The organism is Sphingomonas agri (assembly GCF_038148795.1).
In the GTDB taxonomy this organism is placed as follows: Bacteria; Pseudomonadota; Alphaproteobacteria; order Sphingomonadales; family Sphingomonadaceae; genus Sphingomicrobium; species Sphingomicrobium agri.
This window is the reverse complement of sequence record NZ_JBAPEU010000002.1, coordinates 853,266-874,654: the sequence shown is the minus strand read 5'-3', so window position 1 is coordinate 874,654 and position 21,389 is coordinate 853,266. Positions and strand designations below refer to the sequence as shown.

The 21,389-nt window shown below is 64.4% G+C and carries 17 protein-coding genes; 15 read left to right on the top strand and 2 right to left on the bottom strand.

Annotated features, from left to right (window positions below):
• Positions 1–2: 2 nt before the first annotated feature.
• The 12 genes from V8192_RS11215 to V8192_RS11160 are packed head-to-tail and all read left to right on the top strand — an operon-like array spanning position 3 to position 14,153.
• Positions 3–1,418, top strand: coding sequence for a UDP-N-acetylmuramoyl-L-alanyl-D-glutamate--2,6-diaminopimelate ligase (locus V8192_RS11215; RefSeq protein WP_341633152.1), 1,416 nt, complete (start codon positions 3–5; stop codon positions 1,416–1,418).
• A complete protein-coding gene (locus tag V8192_RS11210; protein ID WP_341633151.1) occupies positions 1,415–2,800 on the top strand; it encodes a UDP-N-acetylmuramoyl-tripeptide--D-alanyl-D-alanine ligase in 1,386 nt (461 codons plus the stop codon). Before V8192_RS11215 ends, V8192_RS11210 begins: the two co-directional genes overlap by 4 nt.
• Positions 2,788–3,858, top strand: coding sequence for a phospho-N-acetylmuramoyl-pentapeptide-transferase (mraY, locus tag V8192_RS11205; RefSeq protein WP_341633150.1), 1,071 nt, complete (start codon positions 2,788–2,790; stop codon positions 3,856–3,858). The genes V8192_RS11210 and mraY overlap by 13 nt, the downstream gene beginning before the upstream one ends.
• Positions 3,855–5,150 carry a UDP-N-acetylmuramoyl-L-alanine--D-glutamate ligase gene (gene murD, locus V8192_RS11200; protein ID WP_341633149.1) on the top strand — a complete coding sequence of 432 codons (1,296 nt, stop codon included), beginning with the start codon at positions 3,855–3,857 and terminating at the stop codon, positions 5,148–5,150. The genes mraY and murD overlap by 4 nt, the downstream gene beginning before the upstream one ends.
• Positions 5,147–6,370, top strand: coding sequence for an FtsW/RodA/SpoVE family cell cycle protein (locus V8192_RS11195; RefSeq protein WP_341633148.1), 1,224 nt, complete (start codon positions 5,147–5,149; stop codon positions 6,368–6,370). Before murD ends, V8192_RS11195 begins: the two co-directional genes overlap by 4 nt.
• Positions 6,367–7,527 (top strand): undecaprenyldiphospho-muramoylpentapeptide beta-N-acetylglucosaminyltransferase, encoded by a 1,161-nt coding sequence (gene murG, locus V8192_RS11190; protein ID WP_341633147.1) that lies wholly within the window; start codon positions 6,367–6,369, stop codon positions 7,525–7,527. Before V8192_RS11195 ends, murG begins: the two co-directional genes overlap by 4 nt.
• A complete protein-coding gene (murC, locus tag V8192_RS11185) occupies positions 7,524–8,936 on the top strand; it encodes a UDP-N-acetylmuramate--L-alanine ligase (RefSeq protein ID WP_341633146.1) in 1,413 nt (470 codons plus the stop codon). The genes murG and murC overlap by 4 nt, the downstream gene beginning before the upstream one ends.
• A complete protein-coding gene (gene murB, locus V8192_RS11180) occupies positions 8,933–9,829 on the top strand; it encodes a UDP-N-acetylmuramate dehydrogenase (protein ID WP_341633145.1) in 897 nt (298 codons plus the stop codon). Before murC ends, murB begins: the two co-directional genes overlap by 4 nt.
• On the top strand, positions 9,826–10,752 hold the full coding sequence (locus V8192_RS11175) for a D-alanine--D-alanine ligase (protein WP_341633144.1): 927 nt from the start codon (positions 9,826–9,828) through the stop codon (positions 10,750–10,752). Before murB ends, V8192_RS11175 begins: the two co-directional genes overlap by 4 nt.
• On the top strand, positions 10,749–11,678 hold the full coding sequence (locus tag V8192_RS11170) for a cell division protein FtsQ/DivIB (protein ID WP_341633143.1): 930 nt from the start codon (positions 10,749–10,751) through the stop codon (positions 11,676–11,678). The genes V8192_RS11175 and V8192_RS11170 overlap by 4 nt, the downstream gene beginning before the upstream one ends.
• Complete coding sequence (gene ftsA / locus V8192_RS11165; RefSeq protein WP_341633142.1) at positions 11,678–12,931, top strand: cell division protein FtsA; 1,254 nt, start codon at positions 11,678–11,680, stop codon at positions 12,929–12,931. The genes V8192_RS11170 and ftsA overlap by 1 nt, the downstream gene beginning before the upstream one ends.
• Positions 12,932–12,935: 4 nt before the next feature.
• A complete protein-coding gene (locus tag V8192_RS11160; protein WP_341633141.1) occupies positions 12,936–14,153 on the top strand; it encodes an MFS transporter in 1,218 nt (405 codons plus the stop codon).
• Here the strand turns inward: V8192_RS11160 and V8192_RS11155 are convergent, their stop codons facing one another.
• Positions 14,154–14,696 carry a c-type cytochrome gene (locus V8192_RS11155; RefSeq protein ID WP_341633140.1) on the bottom strand — a complete coding sequence of 181 codons (543 nt, stop codon included), beginning with the start codon at positions 14,694–14,696 and terminating at the stop codon, positions 14,154–14,156.
• 15 nt (positions 14,697–14,711) lie between these two features.
• Positions 14,712–17,078: a membrane-bound PQQ-dependent dehydrogenase, glucose/quinate/shikimate family gene (locus V8192_RS11150; protein WP_341633139.1), complete on the bottom strand. Its 2,367-nt coding sequence runs from the start codon at positions 17,076–17,078 to the stop codon at positions 14,712–14,714.
• 369 nt (positions 17,079–17,447) lie between these two features.
• On the opposite strand from V8192_RS11150, the gene ftsZ reads away from it, so the two are divergent.
• From ftsZ to V8192_RS11135, 3 genes are all read left to right on the top strand, one after another.
• Positions 17,448–18,797 (top strand): cell division protein FtsZ, encoded by a 1,350-nt coding sequence (ftsZ, locus tag V8192_RS11145; RefSeq protein WP_341633138.1) that lies wholly within the window; start codon positions 17,448–17,450, stop codon positions 18,795–18,797.
• A 160-nt stretch (positions 18,798–18,957) separates the two neighbouring features.
• On the top strand, positions 18,958–20,196 hold the full coding sequence (locus V8192_RS11140; RefSeq protein WP_341633137.1) for a tetratricopeptide repeat protein: 1,239 nt from the start codon (positions 18,958–18,960) through the stop codon (positions 20,194–20,196).
• The gene (locus V8192_RS11135) at positions 20,193–21,356 is read left to right on the top strand and encodes a deoxyguanosinetriphosphate triphosphohydrolase (RefSeq protein ID WP_341633136.1); all 1,164 of its coding nucleotides are present in this window, start codon (positions 20,193–20,195) and stop codon (positions 21,354–21,356) included. Before V8192_RS11140 ends, V8192_RS11135 begins: the two co-directional genes overlap by 4 nt.
• The last annotated feature ends 33 nt before the right edge of the window (positions 21,357–21,389 follow it).

The window sequence follows — 21,389 nt, the reverse complement described above, 5'->3', positions numbered from 1 at the left end:
CGGTGCGGCTGCGCGACCTCGCGGAGGTGGATTCGGATTCTGAAGTAACGGGCTTTGCGATCGATCACCGCAAGGTCGCTCCTGGAAGCGTCTTCGGCGCCTTTGCCGGCGCTCTGTTCAATGGCGAGGACTTCATCGACCGGGCCGTCGAGCGGGGAGCCGTCGCGGTCGTTGCTCGACGAGAGGCGAAGGTGCAAGGCGTTCCGCTGCTCGCCGACAGCGAGCCGAGGCGCCTGTTCGCCGGTCTTGCGGGGAAATTCTATGCGCCGTTTCCAGAGACGGTGGTCGCGGTGACGGGCACCAACGGCAAGACTTCGACTGTCGAGATGGCGCGCCAGATGTGGCGCATGTCGGGCCACCGTTCGGCATCGATCGGGACGCTCGGCGTCACAACGTCCGATGACCAGGTTAGCACGGGCCTCACGACGCCCGACATCGTGACTTTCCTCAGCAACATGGCCGGTCTCAACCGCATGGGCATCAGCCATGTCGCCTACGAAGCCTCGAGCCACGGCCTCGACCAGCATCGCTGCGAGGGCGTGCCCCTCGCGGCGGCGGCCTTCACCAATTTCAGTCGCGACCATCTGGATTATCACGGGACGATGGACGCCTATTTTGAAGCGAAGATGAGGCTCTTCGAGGAACTCCTGCCGCGGGGAAGACCGGCGGTCGTCTGGACCGACGATCCGAGGTCCGACGAGGTCGCCGAGCGGGCGCGTCGCAGCGGGCATGAACTCCTGACCGTCGGGCGCAAGGGCGAGACGATCCGCCTCGTCGAACAGGCGACGACGGCACTTGGCCAGACCCTGCTCCTTGAACATTCGGGAAAGTCGCACCGCCTCGCGCTGCCGCTCATCGGCGCCTACCAGGCATCGAACGTTCTCACGGCAGCGGGCCTCGTGATCGCGACGGGAGGCCAGTGGAACGCGACATTCTCGGCAATGCAGCGCGTCGCGCCCGTCCGCGGGCGCCTGGAGCGGGCAGTAATCAGTCGCTCGGGCGTTCCTGTCTATATCGACTATGCTCATACGCCCGATGCGCTCGAAGCGGCCATTGCGGCGCTGCGTCCGCACGTCGAGGGGCGCCTCATCACCGTGTTCGGCGCGGGCGGCGACCGCGACCAGGGCAAGCGTCCGCAGATGGGCGCTGTCGCCATGCGATTGTCGGACGTCGTCATCGTCACCGATGACAATCCAAGAAGCGAGGATCCCGCGCGGATCCGCGCCGAGGTGATGGAGGGAGCATCGGGGGCTACCGAAGTCCCTGGCCGGCGCGAGGCGATTGCCGAAGCGATCCGGATTGCGCGCGCCGGTGACATCGTGCTGGTGGCCGGTAAAGGTCACGAGACCGGACAGATCATCGGCGATAAGGTCCTGCCCTTCGACGACGCGCTGGTCGCGCGTGAGTGCGCGACATGAGCGCCCTTTGGACCTCGGACGAGATTGCTGCTGCGACCGGCGGCAGAGCAAGCGAGCGCTTCGAAGTCAGCGGCGTTACCTTCGACAGCCGCGAAGTTGCGCCGGGCGACCTTTTCGTCGCGATGCCCGGCACCGTGCACGACGGCCACAAGTTCGTCGAGGGCGCCTTTCAGGCCGGCGCTGCCGGCGTCATCGTGTCCACTCCGGTCAAGGGCCCGCACATCCTCGTCGGCGACACATTCGCTGCCCTCGAGGCGCTCGGCCGTGCTTCGCGCGAGCGAAGCCGCGCGACGATATTCGGAGTGACGGGTTCAGTCGGAAAGACGAGCACGAAGGAGGCGCTCTACGCAGCGCTGGAGCGTAACCGGCCCGGCAAGATCCATCGTTCGGTGAAAAGCTACAACAACCATACCGGTGTTCCGCTAAGTCTCGCGCGCATGCCCCGCGACGTCGATTATGCGGTGCTTGAAATGGGCATGAACAACGCCGGCGAGATCCGGGCGCTGACCGCGCAGGTACGGCCGCACGTCGCTCTCATCACGGCGATCGCGCCGGCGCACATCGAGAACCTGGGTTCCGAAGAGGCTATCGCGGACGCCAAGGCCGAGATTTTCGAAGGCCTGGTCCGGGGCGGAACAGCGATCATCCCGAACGACACGCCGTACCGCGATCGCCTGGTAAGGGCTGCACGCCGCCACGCCGACCGGATCATCACCTTTGGCCGCGGCGATGCCGATGTCCACGCAGTTCACGCCGTACCGGCCGAGAGTGGAGGGAGCCTCATCAGCGCTGCGCTCCTCGAACGCGAACTGACGTTCACCATCTCGCAGCGCGGCGAGCATTGGGTTTCCAACTCGCTTGCAGTGCTCGCGGGCATCGAAGCTGTCGGTGCGGACGTGGGCCTTGCGGGCCTTGCACTTGCAGACCTTGGCGGCCTCAAGGGTCGCGGCGAACGGTACCGGCTCGAAATGGAAGGCGGCGAGGTCCTGCTGATCGACGAGAGCTACAATGCCAATCCGGCATCGATGGCGGCAACGCTCAAGAGCTTTGGTGCCGAGCGGAATGTCGTGCGGCGCATTGCAGTGCTTGGACCGATGCGCGAGCTGGGAGAGCACAGCCATGCGCTCCATGCAGGCCTTGCCCCGTCGGTGCTCGACGCTCACGTCGACCGGCTTATCCTGATCAGCGAGGACATGCGGCCGCTTGACGAGGCACTTGGGGAGCGCGTCGCCATCGACCGCGTCGCCAGCGTCGATGATGCGACCGACGTCCTGATGCGTCTTCTTCGCCCGGGCGACGCTGTACTCGTCAAGGCTTCCAACTCGGTGGGGCTTGCGAAGCTGGTCGAGCGCGTTGCAGGAGGGCACGCATGCTCTACCTGATCGCCGAGCAGCTCGGCTTTCCCGGCATCCTCAACCTCATTCGGTACATCACCTTTCGTGCGGGGGCGGCAAGCGCGACCGCGCTGCTGATCGGACTGCTTATCGGACCAAGGTTCATCAGCTGGCTGAGGGCCAAGCAGGGTAAGGGTCAGCCCATCCGCACCGACGGGCCACAGACCCATCTCGCAAAGCGCGGCACGCCGACCATGGGCGGCCTTCTCATCCTCACCTCCGTCGCCGTTTCCGTGTTGCTCTGGATGGACTTCCGGAACCCTTATGTCTGGGCCTGCCTGCTGGTGACCGCCGGCTTCGGGCTGATCGGGTGGCTCGACGACTACGACAAGGTCCGCAAGGCGCATCACGCGGGCTTATCGGGCAAGACCCGACTTACTCTCGAGTTCATCATCGCGGGGGTGGCGACCTGGCTGATGGTTAGGACTGGCGGCACTGGGCTGCATCTGCCGTTCGTCAAGGAGACGGTCGTGGACCTTGGCTGGTTCTACATCGTGTTCGGCGCCTTCGTGATCGTAGCCTTCGGCAACGCCGTGAACCTTACCGACGGGCTGGATGGACTTGCGACCATGCCGGTGATCATCGCCAGCCTTGCCTTCGTCCTCTTTGCTTACCTCGTCGGCAACGCCCGATTTGCAGCATATCTCGGTATTCCGCACGTTCCCGGTGCCGGAGACCTGACGGTCCTCCTCCTTGCGATAATCGGGGCCGGCCTTGCCTTCCTGTGGTTCAATGCGCCGCCCGCGGCGGTCTTCATGGGGGACACGGGAAGTCTTGCGCTGGGCGGCGCGCTCGGCGCGGTCGCGGTCGCCACCCACCACGAATTTGCGCTCGTCATCGTCGGCGGGATTTTTGTCGTTGAGGCGCTGTCGGTCATCATCCAGGTCGCAGTGTACAAGCGCACCGGCAGGCGCGTTTTCCTGATGGCGCCGATCCATCATCACTTCGAGCATCTCGGCTGGTCCGAGCCGACGGTCGTGATCCGGTTCTGGATAATCAGCTTCGTGCTGGCGCTTGCCGGGCTCGCGACCCTCAAGCTGAGGTGATCACCGCAAGGGCCTTCGCCGGAAAAAAATATGCAGTCTACGGCCTGGCGCGGTCGGGGCTCGCGACCGTCGCTGCCTTGATGGCGAGCGATGCGGAAGTGACCGCATGGGACGCCAGGGAAGCGGCGCGCGAAACCCTCCGTTCCACGTTCCCCGAATGCCGCATCGCCGACCTCGATGAAGTGGATCTTGGTCAATTCGACAGTCTCGTGGTGACGCCGGGCTTGCCGCTCAACCGTCACCCGGTCGCGCGCCGTGCCCGGGACGCCGGCATCGAAATCATCGGCGACATCGAGCTCTTTTCCCGAGCGCGGTCCGAGCTTCCTCCCCACAAGGTCGTGGGCATTACGGGGACCAACGGCAAGTCGACGACGACCGCGCTCATCCATCATATCCTCGAGACTGCCGGGTTCGCGACCACGATGGGCGGCAATATCGGTCTTCCGATCCTGGCGCAGGGCGCGCTGCCTGAGGGAGGCATCTACGTGCTCGAGCTATCGAGCTACCAGATCGACCTGACCTTCAGCCTCGACTGCGATGTCGCCGTGCTGCTCAACGTGACGCCCGACCATCTCGATCGCTACGATGGTTTCGCCGCCTACCGGGCCTCGAAGATGCGGCTCTTCGAACTGCAGTCACCCGACCATGTCGCCGTCTTCGCCGGTGAGGATCAGTTCGGGTACGAGGCCCATCAGGACCGCTCCTTGAGGGCACGCGGCTCGACGTTGCTCGCCGTTCGCGCGGACGCAGTGAACCAGGATCACTGGCCTGCACTTCAAGGGCCGCACAACGCGCAGAACGCGGCCGCGGCCATAGCCGCCTGCAGTGCGCTGGGCGTCGGAGCAGGCGAGATTGAACTCGGCCTCAGAAGCTATCCCGGCCTTCCACACCGGATGGAGCGCGTCCGCGACATGGACGGCGTGCTCTTCGTCAACGACAGCAAGGCAACGAACCCGACAGCGACCGCCCCTGCGCTCGCTGCCTTCGCTCGTATCCGCTGGATTTGCGGTGGACAGGCGAAAACCGACAACCTCGACGAATGCGCGCCCCACTTCGGTCACGTCGCCAAGGCCTATACCATTGGCGCAGCGGGCGAATTGTTCGCTAGGCTCTTGTCGCCGCACATGAGCGTGGCAGAATGTGAAACGCTGGAACGAGCGGTGGGAGCGGCAGCGGCGGAGGCAGAGGCCGGGGAGACGGTCTTGCTGTCTCCTGCATGCGCGAGCTTCGACCAGTTCCGCGACTTCGAGGCCCGGGGCGAGCAGTTTAGGGAATTGGTGGGGGCATTATGATCAAGAGCATCTCCGGCCAGATCAAGGCCAAGGCCGCGCTGATCGATCCGGACCGCTACGGCCGCTCCGACACGAGCGCGATCGGCCGCTGGTTCTGGGAAATCGACAAGGTCCTGCTCCTGCTCGTGACCGTGCTCATCGCGATCGGCCTCATCGCTGTCGCCGCCGCCTCGCCGGCGGCCGGTCAGCGCTACTCGGGCGGGAACGTCCATTTTTCGGAGCTCTATTATTTCTGGCGCCAGCTTGGCTGGATCGCACTGGGCATCCCGGTGATGATCGGTATTTCGATGATGGCGAAGGAGCGAGCCCGGCGGCTGAGCCTGTTCGGCGCAGCCTTCTTCTTCGTCCTGCTGATCTTCGTCCCCGTCCTCGGTCCCGAGGTGAACGGGGCGAGGCGCTGGATCAACTTCGGGGTCGGCCAGGTGCAGCCTTCCGAATTCCTCAAGCCTTTCTTCGTGGTCTCGATGGCGTGGCTCCTCAGCCTGAGGGGCGCCGACAAGTCGCTGCCGGTCTACCCGATTTCCGCCCTTTTCACCGGTGCGATCGCGTTCCTCCTGATGAAGCAGCCGGACTTCGGAAGCACGATCATCTTCTGCGCAGTCTGGGTCGCGATGCTGGCGCTCGCGGGCGTGTCGTTCCGCATACTGGGCGGCCTTGCTGCGGCCGGCCTCATCGGCATCGTCCTTGCCTATTTCTTCTACCCGGTCGCGACGACACGTATCGACGAGTTTCTGTTTGGCACGGGGGATAATTTCCAAGTCGAGAACGCGATGAGAACGCTGACGGCCGGCGGCCTGTTCGGCATGGGTCCGGGTGGCGGCACCCGCAAGTTCGGACTCCCCGAGCCTCATACGGACTACATCTTTTCGGTGATCGGCGAGGAGTTCGGTCTCATCGCCTGCCTTGCAATCGCGTTGCTTTACCTCGGCATTGTCGCGCGCGTCCTCATCAAGCTCCTCGATGAGGACAACAGCTTCTCTATTCTGGCCGCCGCGGGGCTCGCCGTTGAATTTGGTCTCCAGGCGCTCATCAATATGATGGTCAACGTCCAGCTCGCCCCATCGAAGGGGATGACCCTGCCGTTCATCAGCTACGGCGGGTCATCGATGCTTGCGCTGTCGATCGGCATGGGCTTGCTGCTCGCCTTCACGCGACGAAACCCGTATCTCACGCGTTCGCCGTACGTCGTGAAGTGGAGCGGGGAGTCTCGGACCGCATGAATTTCGTGCTCGCTGCCGGGGGGACTGGCGGCCACATGGTACCGGCGCATGCGGTGGCTGCGGAGCTCCGGAGCCGCGGCCACGGGGTGCTGTTGATCACTGACGAGCGCGGCGCTCGCTTCCCGGGTCTGTTTGAGAACGTAGCGGTCCACGTCCTTCCCGCAGGACGGCTCGGAGGCGGACCGATCGGCTGGCTCAAGGCTGCAGGCTCCGTGATCAGGGGAAGGGCGGAAGCCAAGCGCCTCTACCGAGACCACAGGCCCGACGCCGTTGTCGGCTTCGGCGGCTATCCTGCATTTCCGTCGCTCCTTGCTGCGAGCGCGATGAAGATCCCGACCGTCCTCCACGAGCAGAACGCGGTTATGGGACGCGTGAACCGCCTGCTGGCGAGCGAGGCAGAGGCTGTCGGGGTCGCCTACGACGAGATCGATCGCCTCAAGCCCCGGAACCGGGCGAAGACCGTGGTCGTCGGCAACCCGGTGCGCGAGGAGATCGCGCGCCTTGGCGAAATGCCCTTTCCGCCGTTCGACGAGGTTGCCCCGCTGAAGATCCTCGTCACCGGCGGAAGCCAGGGCGCAGCGATCCTCAGCCAGGTGGTTCCCGAGGGGCTGGGCATGCTCGATCCGTCGCTCCGCCGGCGCCTTCAGGTCGTGCAGCAATGCCGCCCCGACGACATCGAGCGGGTTAGGAGCCAGTATGCAGCGCTCGGCATACCGGCCGAGCTCATGACCTATATCGAAGACATGGCAGCCAAGCTTGGTGACTGCCACCTGATGATCGGTCGCGCCGGAGCCTCGACCATCGCCGAGCTGACCGCCGCCGGACGCCCGGCGATCCTCGTTCCCTATGCCGCTGCAACCGACGATCACCAGACGGCAAATGCGCGCGAAATGGTGAAGGCGGGCGGAGCGCGCGCCATCAAGCAGGAGAATTTCACGCCGGACGTGCTCGCCCGCCAGATCGAGGCGCTGGCAATGGATCCCGTCGCCCTCAACAACGCGGCCGCGCGGGCGCTGTCGGTGGGGCGGCCCCACGCGGCGCGTGACCTTGCTGACCTTATCGAGCGGGTCGGGAATGGCGCGGCGCCAGTCGCGGTCGGACCGGCGCTCAGTCCCAGAGTGACCGCCGACGCTCCGGGCGGAGCAATGCCTGCATGAGGAAGGCTCTCGGGACGGATATCGGAACCATCCACTTCGTCGGCATCGGCGGCATCGGCATGTCGGGCATCGCCGAGGTGATGCACAGGCTCGGCTACAAGGTGCAGGGTTCCGACGTCGCCGAAGGCTACGTCGTCGAGAAGCTGCGCAAGGAAGGCATACCGGTCACGATCGGGCATTCGGCCGAGAACCTCGGCGATGCGGCGGTCGTGGTCTGCTCGACCGCGATCAGGGAAACTAATCCCGAGATCCAGGCCGCTGCCGAGCGGCGGCTGCCGAGGGTTCGCCGGGCCGAGATGCTGGCCGAGCTGATGCGCATGCAAAAGACGGTCGCGGTTGCCGGGACCCACGGCAAGACCACCACGACCTCGATGGTCGCGGCGCTTCTCGACGGAGGCGGGCTTGATCCCACCGTCATCAACGGCGGGATCATCAACCGCTACGGCTCGAACGCGCGCCTCGGCAAGGGCGACTGGTGGGTGATCGAGGCGGACGAGAGCGACGGCAGCTTCCTCCGCCTCGACGGGACGATCGCAGTCGTCACCAACATCGATCCCGAGCATCTCGAGCATTACGGCAGCTTCGACCGCGTGAAGGACGCCTTCGTCGAGTTCGTTGAAAACGTCCCCTTCTATGGGCTCGCTGTCCTGTGCGTCGATCATCCAGAGGTGCAGAACATCATCGGGCGCATCCGCGACCGCCGGATCGTAACCTACGGCTTTTCGGCGCTGGCCGATGTCCGGGCCGACAATGTGACGCCGGTCGCCGGTGGGACCAGGTTCGATGCACTGATCCTCGACAGGGAAGGGGAGCGGCGCGCGCTGCCCGTTCATGTACCGATCCCGGGCCGCCACAATGTCCAGAACGCCCTTGCGGCGATAGCGGTCGCGCTGGAACTTGGAATTTCCGACGAGGCAATAGTTGCCGGATTCGAACGTTTCGATGGCGTCAAGCGCCGCTTCACCAAAGTCGGAGACGTCGGCGGCACGATCATCATCGACGATTATGCCCATCATCCCACGGAAATCCGCGCGGTCCTGGCGGCTGCCCGGGAAGGCGCCGAAGAGCGGGTGATCGCGGTGATGCAGCCGCATCGCTACACGCGACTCCAGTCGCTGATGGACGAGTTCCAGAGCGCGTTCAACGATGCGGACGTCGTATTCGTCACCCCCGTTTATCCGGCGGGCGAGGAGCCGATCGAAGGCGTCGATTCCAACGCGCTTGCCGAAGGGCTTCGCGCGCACGGGCACCGGATGGTCCGGGCCGTCGAGGACCTCGACGAACTCTGCCGGGAACTGCGCGACCTTGCTGCCGAGGGCGACATGGTCATCTGCATGGGCGCTGGCGACATCACCAAGTGGGCCGCGGCGCTTGCACGCGGCATTGACGAAGCGCGGGCAAGGAAATGAGCGGGATCGCCATCGCATCCCGGGTCAGGGGGCGCCTGACGCAAAATGCGCCGCTTGCACCGCTCGTGTGGTTCAAGAGCGGAGGCGCCGCAGAATGGTTGTTCGAGCCGAAGGATGAGGATGACCTCGTGCAGTTCCTGCACGACCTTGATCCTCAGGTCCCGGTCATGCCGCTTGGCCTTGGTTCAAACCTCATCGTTCGCGATGGCGGCGTTCTTGGAGTCGTCGTGCGCCTCGGGAAGCCCTTTTCCAGGATCGAGCGGCTGGACGAGGTGACCCTTCGGTGCGGCGGCGGAGCAAGCGGCATCCTCGTTTCCTCCACAGCACGGGATGCCGGCATTGCCGGTCTCGAATTCCTCCGCGGCATACCAGGGACGGTTGGCGGCTTCGTTCGGATGAACGGCGGCGCCTACGGCCGGGAGGTCAAAGACATCCTCGCCTCCGCCCGGATTGCACTTCGCTCAGGAGAGGTGGTCGAATGGCCGCTGGAGAAGCTCGGTTACACCTACCGGCACAGCGAGCTTCCTGACGGCGCAGTGGTGATCGAGGCCGTGTTTCGGGGGACGCCTGGTGATCCGAAGGCGATCGGAGCGGAAATGGACGCGATCGCCCGCGCTCGCGAGGAATCGCAGCCCCTGAGGAGCCGGACTGGCGGATCGACATTCAAGAATCCGAGCGGCCATAAGGCATGGGCGCTCATCGACGCGGCCGGGTGCCGCGGGTTTCGGATGGGCGATGCCCAGGTCTCGGAAAAGCATTGCAACTTCCTCCTCAATCTCGGTAGCGCGACAAGCGCCGAGATCGAGGCGCTGGGCGAGGAAGTCCGTCGCCGAGTTGAGGCGAAAACCCACATCACATTGGAATGGGAAATCCAGCGGGTCGGCCAGCAATGAACAAGGATCTTCACGTTGTCGTCCTCATGGGGGGCTGGTCGTCCGAGCGCGAGGTGTCACTTACCAGCGGCAAGGGAGTTGCAGCGGCGCTGCGGGAGCAAGGCTGGTCCAACGTGACCGAGCTCGACATGGACCGCAACGTTGCTGCTCGTCTCTCCGGGCTCAAGCCGGACATGGTCTTCAATGCGCTTCACGGGACCCCCGGCGAGGATGGCACCGTGCAGGGCATGATGGACCTCATGGGAGTGAAATATACCCATAGCGGCCTTGAAACCTCGGTCATCGCCATCGACAAGGAGCTGACCAAGATGGTCTTGGTGCCGCACGGCATACGGATGCCGGCGGGGCGGGTCGTCAGCAGCGAGAGCCTCCACCAGGAAGACCCCCTTCCGCGGCCCTATGTCGTAAAGCCGGTGAACGAGGGCTCTTCGGTCGGCGTCGCCATCGTCACCGACGATGGAAATTACGGCAATCCGGTCGGCCACGACGTCCCTGGCCCCTGGGACGAGTTCGACAAGCTTCTCGCCGAGCCCTTCATCAAGGGCCGCGAGCTCACGGTCGCAGTGATCGGAGGCGAGCCGCTCGGAGTTACGGAACTGAAGCCCAACGCGGGCTTCTACGACTATGCAGCAAAATATACCGACGGTCTCACCACGCACATCTGCCCGGCCCAGGTGCCCTTCGAGATTGCAAGCGCGATGATGGATATGGCTGCAAGGGCGCACATGCTGCTCGGCTGCAAGGGAGCCTCCCGCTCCGACTTTCGCTGGGACGATGAGCTGGGCGAAGCCGGCATTTACCTGCTCGAGGTCAACACCCAGCCAGGAATGACGCCGCTCAGCCTCGTTCCCGAACAGGCCAAGCTCAAGGGTCTCAGCTACGGGGAACTCGTCGAGCGGCTCATCGAGGAGGCGCTTCGATGAGCGCGGCTCACGTCAGGCGCGGCGGAGCAGCGCGGACCAGGGCCAAGAAGCCGTCGAAGGTCGCCGTCCCCAAGAAGATCGCCAAGCGCCTGCCCGTCGACCAGACGCGCGTCAACAAAGTGGCGGCGCTCGTGTTCGGCGCTTTCCTGCTCGCGATCGGCTTTGTCGTGCTGCTCGCGCTCGACATCCCCGCAAAAGCGGAACGCGCTGCTGGCGCGGCGATCGGCCACGCGGGCTTCACGGTCAGCGGCTACCAGATCGTCGGCATCGTACATATGAACCGGGCGCTCGTTGATGCGGTCGTGACGGACGAGCTACGCCGGGCAGCCGATGAAACCGGCTCCGCCAAGGCCCCGCAGGCGCTGGTCAGCGTGTCCGAAATACGAAGGCGCCTGCTCGGCTACGGCTGGGTCAAGGATGCAAGGGTATCGCGGCATTTGCCTGACACGCTGGTGATCGACATCGTCGAGCGAAAGCCGGCCGCGTTGTGGCAGAACCAGGGTCAGCTCGCGCTGATCGATAGCGAGGGCGTGGTCCTCGACCGGGTGCCCGTCGACAAAATGCCGGACCTGCCGCTGCTCATCGGCCCCGGTGCGAACGACCAGGAGGAACAACTGACTAAGCTCATGTCGGCAGTTCCGACGCTCAAGCCGCAGCTTGCTTCAGCGACATGGGTGGGCGGCCGGCGGTGGGATCTCAACTTCCAGTCGGGCGAGATCGTCGTGCTTCCCGAGGGAGAGGAACAGGCCAAGGCCGTGCTTATGAAGTTCGCGCGCGCCGACAAGGAAAGCGGGCTGCTTGGCCGCGGCATTGTCCGCTTCGACCTCAGGAAGCCTGGTCAGATGACGGTAAGACTGCCGCGGGCGCCCGGCGAGCCCATCCTTCCGCCGGCTCCTCCTGTTCCTGCGGCGCCTCGGGAGGGATAGTGGCGCAGATATCCGACCAGCCCCTCATTGCGGTCCTCGACATCGGCTCTTCCAAAGTGAGCGCGATGATTGCCCGTGCCGACGATGAGGGCCGCCTCGCCGTACTCGGCACCGGGCAGCGCGAAAGCCGCGGCGTGAAGCGCGGGTTTATCACGGATATGGCGGCGAGCGAGTTCGCGGTGCGCGAGGCGGTCGAGCTTGCCGAACGCATGTCGGGGCTCACCGTGGAGGACGTCTGGGCGAGCTATGGGGCCGGAGGGCTTGTCAGCGACGTCGCCAACGTTGAGGTCGAGCTTGGCGGACATGCCGTGGAACAGGCCGACATCGACCAGCTGCTCCAGGCGGGGAAGGACGCGATCGACAAGAACGGGCAGGTGGTGCTCCACGCCCATCCGGCGCTCTACACAATCGACCGCGCCCAGGGTGTCCAGCAACCCATCGGACTTCATGCCAGTCGCCTCGGCGTTGATATCCACGTGATCGCGGCCGAGCCTTCGCCCTTGCGCAACATCGATACGGTAATTCGGCAAGCTCACCTGGGGGTGCGTGCGATCGTCGCTTCGCCGATCGCGGCCGGTCTTGCCTGCCTGAGCGAGGAGGAGCGCGAGCTTGGCGTTGCGCTTGTCGAAATGGGAGCCGAGGTCACCAACGTCTCGGTTCACTACGGCGGTATGCTCGTTGGTCTCCGGTCCATCCCGCTTGGAGCCAAGGACATCACCAACGACATTGCCGCTGCTTTCGCCGTCCAGCGCCGCGACGCCGAGCGGCTCAAATGTTTCTACGGTTCGGCGATGACCAGCCCGCGCGACAATCACGAGGTGATCGAGGCGACGCAGATCGGCGCCGAGCCGGGCGCCGAGCCGATGAAGATGACCCGCGCGCAGCTGATGATGGTCATCCGCCAGCGGGTCGAGGAATTGACGAACGAGATAGAGGCGGCTCTCAAAGGCCTGGGGTTCACCGGACCCGTGGGCCGGCAGGTCGTGCTCACCGGGGGCGGTGCCGAGCTCAAGAACGCCGCCGATTACATGCAGGGAGTTCTTGGCCGCGCCGTGCGTGTCGGCCGGCCAAGACAAATCACGGGCCTTCCCGATGCCCACAGCGGTCCGGCCTTCTCGACGCTCGTGGGTCTCGCGCTTCTCGCGGCAAGCGGTCGCGGAGACATTCGCGACATCGCCGGACCGGCGCCGCGCCAGACGCATACCAAGGGCGTCATCGGTCGGCTGATGTCCGCGCTGCGCAGCAATTACTAGGGGGATGGCGACGGCCCTTAAGCAGCCCGGGGCAACGCTCCTCGTTCTGCTGCTCGGCGTGGCCGTTCTCCTGAACTACACCGACCGGGGTGCCATCGGAATCGCTGCTCCCCTGATGACTTCCGAGCTGAAACTGGGCCCGGAAGCCTTCGGTCTGGTCCTGTCGGCATTCTTCTGGGTCTATGCTCCGGTGCAGCTTGTCGTCGGCTGGCTGGTCGATCGTTTCTCGGTTTACCGGCTGCTCGCGGCCGGTGTGTTCCTCTGGGCCGCCGCCACTCTGGCAATGGGCTTCGTCGCGGGCTTCGCCTCGCTCCTCCTGCTTCGCATCCTCCTTGGCATGGGCGAAACCATCGCCTTTCCCGGCGCGTCCAAGATCATCACCCGCCATGTGCCTGATGACCGCCGCGGGATGGCGAACGCTGTCCTTGCGCTCGGCATTGCCCTTGGACCGGCGCTGGGAACATTGGTTGGCGGGCTCATTCTTGCCACGCAGGGCTGGCGGGCGATCTTCATTGTCTTTGGGGCCGTGACCCTGCTCTGGCTCATTCCCTGGCAGCTTGCTGTCCGCAATTGGGAGGATCGCGCCAAGGACGCGCGGGGCGAAACTGTTCCCGTTCGCCTGCTCCTTCGCAAATGGCCGCTCTGGTCGATGTCGATCGCCCACATGGCAAGCAACTACGTCTTCTATTTCCTCCTCGGCTGGCTTCCCCTGTTTCTGACGAGATCGCGCGGTCTTCCAATCGCTGAAATGACGTTCATTGCGACGCTGGGCTACACCGCTCAGGCCGTGTCGGCGCTCGGCCTGGGCTATATCTCGGATTGGTGGACGCGACATGGCTACGGCGAACCTGCGGTGCGGCGGGCCATGATGTTCGGGGGGCAGCTTCTCGCCGCCGGGGCTGTCTTCGGCCTCGCCTACGCGCAGTCGGATGCAGCTCTTGCGTTGGTTCTGTGCGTTGCGGGGGTCGCGACAGGTGCATTGTCGCTCAACACCTATGCCGTCGCGCAGATGTTCGCCGGCCCGAGAACGGCCGGGACATGGGTCGGGATCCAGAATGCAATCGGCAACTTGTCGGGCATCTTCGGGCCGATCCTCACGGGCTTCATCGTCCAGCGGGCAGGCTATACGAGCGCGTGCATCGTGACCGCCGCAATCGCCGCTGCGGGCGCTCTATGGTGGATCGTCGGAGTCCCCAAAATCCGGGAAATCGAGTTCGATTAGCTAGCGTTTCCGTTCGCAGATCCTCGCCGAACGCCACCGTTCATAGGCTTGCGGAGGCATTTTCGACATCGCTGCGACGAATGCCACCACATCATGCATCTGCGCGTCCGTCATGCTCTCGCGCCAGGCGGGCATCGCCGTCATTTTGATCCCGTTGCGGACGATCCAATAGAGCTCGCTGGAACTCCACTTCTGGCTCGCATCGAGCAAATAGGGCGGCTGCGGATTGAGCCCGTTGGTCCATTGCTGGCGTGCGACGGCGGGAGCGCCGTGGCACGCAACGCAATGCGTTTCATATTGGCAGAAGCCGCTCATCGCCTGGGCCGGCGAAACGGTGCGTGGAAGCTCCGCCAGAGGCGCACGGCGTCTCACGGAGTTGATCATCGTCTCGTGAGTGATCCACTCGACCAACCTGCTGTGGGGGTGCGATGCGGCGACGTTGAAAGCGCCCGATTTCACGTAGGCGAAGACGATCACCGGACCGGCAATGCCGACCAGGATGCCGGCAGCAATGAAATGAGAAAGCGAGGGCCAGCGGATCACTGCCCCCGGGTCTTCTCACCGCGGCAGCGCATAGGCAATCACGCTGTCGCCCATCGGGGTCTCCATGAAATGATGGCCGCCGGCAAAGATCACCAGAAATTCGCGCCCGTCCTGCTGGTAGACGATCGGAGTCGCCTGGCCTCCCGCAGGGAGGGGCACCGACCACAAGACCTTCCCGCTACGCTCGTCGATCGCGCGAATGAGACCGTCGGTCGCGGCAGCAATGAAAACGAGCCCGCTCGCGGTCGTGACGGCGCCGCCGTTGTTGGGGGTGCCGATCGCGAATGGCAACATCGTCGGAACGTTGAACGGTCCATTCTCGCGCGCCGTGCCGAACGGCCGGTCCCAGAGCGTCCTCCCAGTGGCGAGGTCGATGGCGCGGATCCCGCCGTAGGGGGGCCGCTTGCACATCAGCTTGGTGAACGGCATCCGCCAGCCGGCGTCGACCTTCACTGCGTAGGGAACGCCCCACTGCGGGTCGATTTCGTGTGGTTTGCTCGGCGGTTCGCTGGTCGCGAACCGCGGGACGATATGTTGCCTGTTCGCCGCTTCTCGCGGAACGAGCCGGACGTAATTGGGCATGTCGTTGTAATTGGCGATGATCACGCCCCGGACCGGGTCGACGGACACGCTGCCCCAGTCGCTACCGCCGTTATAGCCTGGATATTGAACGGTGAACTTGTCTGGACGCGGCGGCGTGTAGAAGCCGCGATAGTCGGCCTGGCGGTACTGGATGCGGCACACCATCTGGTCGATCGGAGACATGCCCCACATGTCGGATTCGACGAGATCAGGCTTCCTCAGCGTATGCCAGAGTGACACGATCTGTCGGGCGGCCCGCTCCATCGGTTCGACTCCGCCGAGCGGCGCCGCGATCGAGCCGACGGGTGTCAGCGGCTTTCCGGTCGCACGGTCGAGGACATATAGATCGCCCTGCTTCGAGGGCACGAGAAGCGCTGGCGTTCCGTGATAGTCGACCAGGCTTGGCTGACTGCCGATGTCATAGTCCCAGACGTCCTTGCTGACGGTCTGGAAGTCCCACCGGGGCTTTCCGGTCGTCACGTCGATGGCGACAAGGGAGCTTGCATATTGGTTTGCCTGGGGCGTGCGACCGGCCGAGATGTAGTCGTCGGCCATGTTACCGATCGGCAGGTAGACGAGGCCAAGTTTCTCATCGCCCGCGCTGGTCGCCCAGCTATTGGGCGTTCCGCGGGCCCAGACCTGACCCTTCGGGGGATAGCCGGTCCAATCGGGATGCATCATGTCCCAGGCCCAGGCGAGCTTGCCGGTCTTCGCATCGAAGCCCTGGATCACGCCCGAAGGAGCGCACCGACACTGACCATCGAGAATCTGGTGCGGAACGACGAGGATGCCGCGCACGATCGTCGGGGCCGAATTGATGGAGGCAGAGCCGGGAGGCACCCAGCCCATGCCGATCTTGGTGTCCTGCTGACCCGTGCCGTTGAAGTCGGTGCACGGCTTTCCGGTAAGGGCATCGACGGCGATCAGGCGGCTGTCGAGCGTCCCTTCGATAATCCGGCTTGCACAGAGGCTGTTCGCGGCCGCGCCCGGGACCTTGTAATAAGCAACGCCCCTGCACGCGGTGGTGTAGGGAATCCACGCGTCGGGAACATGGGGGTCGACGCGCCATTGCGGCTTTCCGGTGGCCGCATCGAGCGCAACGATGACGTTCTTTGCGGTGCAGGTGTAGAGAAGGTTGCCGACTTTCAGCGGCGTGTTCTCCGTGCCGTAGAGCTTCGCATAGTCGGGACTGGTGGGCATCCCGCCGGTGTGGACTTCCCAGACCTTGCGCAGCTTGCCGACATTATCCGGCGTAATCTGCGTCAGCGGCGTGTAACGCCATGCCGCATTGGTACCACCATAGGCCTGCCAGTCGGCGCCCGTCGCAAAGCCCGATGGGTCATTCATTCCAGGCGAACTCTGCGCCGGAAGGGCAGCAATGACCTGGTCTCCACCGGCGCCGAGCAGCGCAAAGCTTGCAGCGACGAAAATGACGCCAAGAGCGATGCCGCCGCCTGCGAACTTCCAGCGGTTCGCCGCGACGCTCATCGTGGGCATCACAAGCAGTACGGCGATCAGCAGCACGAGCGGCGCAACCAGCCATGGCACCATTGCCCAGGCATTCCCTCGCGCTTCTGCAAATCCCCAGACCGCGCTGAGGACGAACAGGCCCAGGTAAATCCAGCCGCCAAGCAGGCGACCCTTGAACAGGAGCCACGCCGAGACGAGCATCGAAATGCCGGCGATGAAATAATAAAGCGATCCGCCGAGACTAGCGAGCCATGCGCCGCCAATGGTCAGCACGATCCCGATCAGCGCCATCACGAACGCCAGGATGGTTGCTGGCCAGCTGCGCTTCATCGCTCCGCCTCCCTACTGTTACCGAAGGTTAACGGGTGTCGGCGCGGCGACGTTCCATGAACTAGAGTTCATCAGGAAGGCGGGCCGCAAGGGCCGGAAAAGACCTTCTTTTTCTCCGTGCGGTCAGCCGGGCGACTCCTGCGGAGCGGCAGGTCGCTCCCGGGGCGGGCGGAAACGACCGGCGCTCCCGGTCCCGCGAGAAGCTCGCGGGCGATTGCCGATCTTGTGGATAAGTGAGTCTTTCGGGCGACACCAATCCCCACTTTTTTCGTCTGCGTTAACTTTTTTCCTTGGCTTGCGACTCGCAATGATTCAAAGATTCTCCCCGAAGGCTCAACGCGTTGCAGTGCTTGGGGGAGGTTTAGGGACATGAGCATCGATTTCGTCAGGCCGGAGGTCGACGAGCTTCGTCCGCGGATCAGCGTGATCGGCGTCGGCGGAGCTGGCGGCAACGCCATTGCCAACATGATGAATGCGGACGTTCAGGGCGTCGACTTCGTTGTCGCCAACACCGACGCACAGGCGCTCAACAATTCAACCGCGGATCACCGAATCCAGCTCGGCCTCAAGATCACCCAGGGCCTGGGCGCCGGTTCCCGTCCCGAGATCGGCCGCGCCGCTGCCGAAGAGACGCTCGACGAGATCATCCGCTCGCTCGATGGCGCGCACATGTGCTTCATCGCAGCCGGAATGGGCGGAGGCACTGGCACGGGCGCTGCGCCCGTCATCGCCAAGGCTGCCCGCGACAAGGGTATCCTCACCGTAGGCGTCGTCACCAAGCCCTTTGCGTTTGAAGGCGCCCGCCGTTCACGATCGGCCGATGCTGGTATCGCCGAACTTCAGCAGCACGTCGACACGCTGATCGTGATCCCCAACCAGAATCTCTTCCGACTCGCCAACTCCGAGACGACCTTCAAGCAGGCATTCGAAATGGCGGACGAGGTCCTCCAGCAGGGTGTCCGCGGGATCACCGATCTCATGGTCATGCCAGGACTGATCAACCTCGACTTCGCTGACGTCCGCTCGGTGATGAGCGAGATGGGCAAGGCAATGATGGGCACGGGCGAAGCCGATGGCGACAACCGGGCGATCGAGGCGGCCGAAAAAGCGATTTCCAATCCGCTGCTCGACGGAGTCTCGATGAAGGGCGCCAAGGGCGTCATCATCTCGATCACCGGCGGCGAGGACATGCGCCTCATGGAAGTCGACGAGGCGGCCAGCCACATCAAGGAACTGGTTGATCCCGACGCGAATATCATCTGGGGTTCGGCCTTCAACAACGACCTTGGCGGCAAGATCCGCGTTTCCGTGGTCGCCACCGGAATCGAGGCCGATGCGGTTGCACAGCCGACGCCGGGCAAGGTCTTCAGCTTCCCAGCTCGCTCGTCGGCTCCCGTTGCAGCTCCCGCCAAGTCGGCCGAGCCGGCAACCGAGCAGGAGCTCGCCCCCGAGACGATTGCGGAGCAGGGCGATGACGAGCTTCTCCTCGGCGCGGACGATATTCTAACCAGTCCAGTCGGATCTCCGCCGATTGCCCCGCCCACCGACGAGGACGAAGCTGACGCTCCGACTTCGTCGTCCGGCGGCGGCACGCTTTTCGAGCGCATGTCGAACATTGCCCGCGGCGCCCCCAAGGCTCAGATCGATCCGGACGAGTCTGATTACAAACCCGAGCCGATCGATATTCCGCGCTTCCTCAACCGCCAGAACAACCAGTAGGCGGTTCGGGAAAAATGAGAGAGGGTGGCCCGCGGGCCGCCCTTTTTCGTTGGAAAGCGGGCTTCTCACCGCCTCGTTCGCACGGGTCAGCGTAAACCCTCTAGGCAGAAAGCTTATTGCAAGATTCCATGCGCCACCGGGAGGGATGATGAGGGGATTGGTGCATTTTCGATTGGCGGCTGCAATTGCCGCATCAGCGCTCGCGGCAGCGGTTGCTCCACCGGCCTCGGCGCAGGGCAGCTATTCGCCATATGATGAGAGCCCCGCGGCTGCGCTCGCGCGTTATGTCCGCGAGCTTGCGTCCGACCCTAAAGATTTCGACTCCCTGATCGGCGCTGGAAAGGCGGCGCTCCAGCTTGGCGACGCACAGGCGGCAGCAGGTTTCTTTGCGCGTGCCGATGACGTTAATCCTCGCAGTCCTCTGCCACAGGCAGGCATGGGCGCGGTTTCCGTCGCCAATGGCGAGCCGCAGGCTGCGCTTCCTTACTTCAAGCGCGCGCAGCAGCTTGGCCTCCCGCTTTCGAGTTTCGCCTGCGATCGCGGCCTTGCCTATGACCTGATGGGACAGCAGTCCCAGGCGCAGGCAGACTATCGGATGGCGCTCGCCGGCCGTGATGCGGAGGAGGCCCGGCGTCGCCTGGCGCTCAGTCTCGCGATCGGCGGTGACCGCAACGGAGCGCTCGAAGCGCTCGCGCCGTTGTCGGCAAAGGGCGATTCTGGAGTTGCCCGGGTCCGCGCATTCGTTCTTGCGCTGACGGGCGATTCCGCCTCTGCGATGAGCGCGATCAATGCCGCCATGCCCGGCTCCGCTTACGGTGTCGCGCCGTTGCTCCAGCGATTGCCGGCCCTTTCGGCGGCGCAAAAGGCAGCCGCCGTGAATTTCGGAATCTTCCCCGATTCGAACGGGGTCGCTTACGCGTCGGCCGCTCCGGTGAGACCGATGTCGACGGCTGCTGCAGTAACCAGTGTCAGCACAGATCGGCTGTCGGGTATCGATTCGCTGCTTCGAACGGCTCCCGCTCCGGCGGCGTCCGCCGCTCCGCAGGCGGCCTGGCACCCGCCGTTACAGCTCGCTTATGCGCCCCACCCTGCTCCAGGCCTGGCCCAGCGGGCACCTGGCTCGTTTCAGCCGGGCATCTGGCTTCAGCTGGCGAGCGGGTCGGACGTCGATTCCCTGACAGAGCAGTTCCGCCGGATGAGGGCGAAGAACCCGGACGTGTTCCAGGGCATCAAGCCCTATGTTGCCCGGGGCAGCGACGGCGCGCGGCTCGTCGTGGGTCCGTTCCGAGGTAAGTCGGATGCAGATACCTTTTCGGAGGATTTGGAGACGATCGGCGTCGAGCCGCTTCAATGGAGCAATTCACAAGCTGACAGGATTGCGCCACTTCCTGTTGGATGAAACTTCCCACCGGTGTCGCCGCCAACCCCGTCCGATCACGCGGCCGCCTTCATCCCGAACTCAATTCAGGTCCGCGCGGACCGCGAGACATTTTCCAGCGCGACCGCGACCGCCTGATCCACTCGGTCGCGTTCCGACGGCTTCGCCACAAGACTCAGGTGTTCGTCGCCCCCGATGGCGACCATTACCGGGTCCGGCTGACCCACAGTCTCGAAGTTGCCCAGATCGGGCGCACGATGGCCCGCGCCCTGGGTCTCAATGAAGACCTCACCGAAGCGCTCTGCCTTGCTCATGACCTTGGTCACCCGCCCTTCGGCCATGCAGGCGAAGACGCGCTTGACGCTGCCCTGAAGGAAGCCGGCGGGTTCGATCACAATGCTCATACCATCCGCATCGTCACCACGCTCGAAACGCCCTATCCGGACTTCGCGGGCCTGAACTTGAGCTGGGAGTGCCTGGAGGGGCTCGCCAAGCACAACGGTCCGGTCAGTGTGCAGACCTGGGCAATGTCCCAAGCCAACGCGGAATGGGACCTCGACCTTGCAAGCTGGCCCGGCCTTGAAGCCCAGCTCGCGGCCATTTCCGATGATATCGCCTATGACAATCATGACATCGACGACGGACTTCGAGCCGGCCTGCTCGATCTGGACGAGCTCCTTCAGCTCTCGCTGGTCAGTCGACTGTGGAAGGTGATCGAAAAGCGTCATCCGCAAGCGTCGGTCGAAAAGCGGCAGCGGGCGCTGGTGCGCGACATGATCGGCTACATGGTGAGCGACGTTCTTGCGGAAACCGAGCGGCGGGTACTCTCATCGCGCGTGAAGACGATCGACGACGTGCGGTCCGCCGATGGGGCTCTGGCCGGCTTTTCAGGCGAGCTCGCGGTCGAGGAGCGCGAACTCAAGCGGTTTCTCTACACGCGGCTCTACGATCTACCGGAGCTCAAGCCGGTGCGGATCGAAGCCGAGCGTGTCGTATCGGATCTTGCTGCCGCTTATCGCGCCAATCCGGCGCTGCTGCCGAAGCATTGGCAATGCGATGCCGACGAAAGAGACCGGCTGCGTACGATCGGCGATTTTATCGCGGGCATGACGGACCGTTTCGCCATTGCCCGGCACGAGGAGCTGGTCGGCCCGGTCAATCTCCCGGCGGACAGGTTCTAGGAATGTCGCTTCACAGCGCGTTCAGCTGAGCTG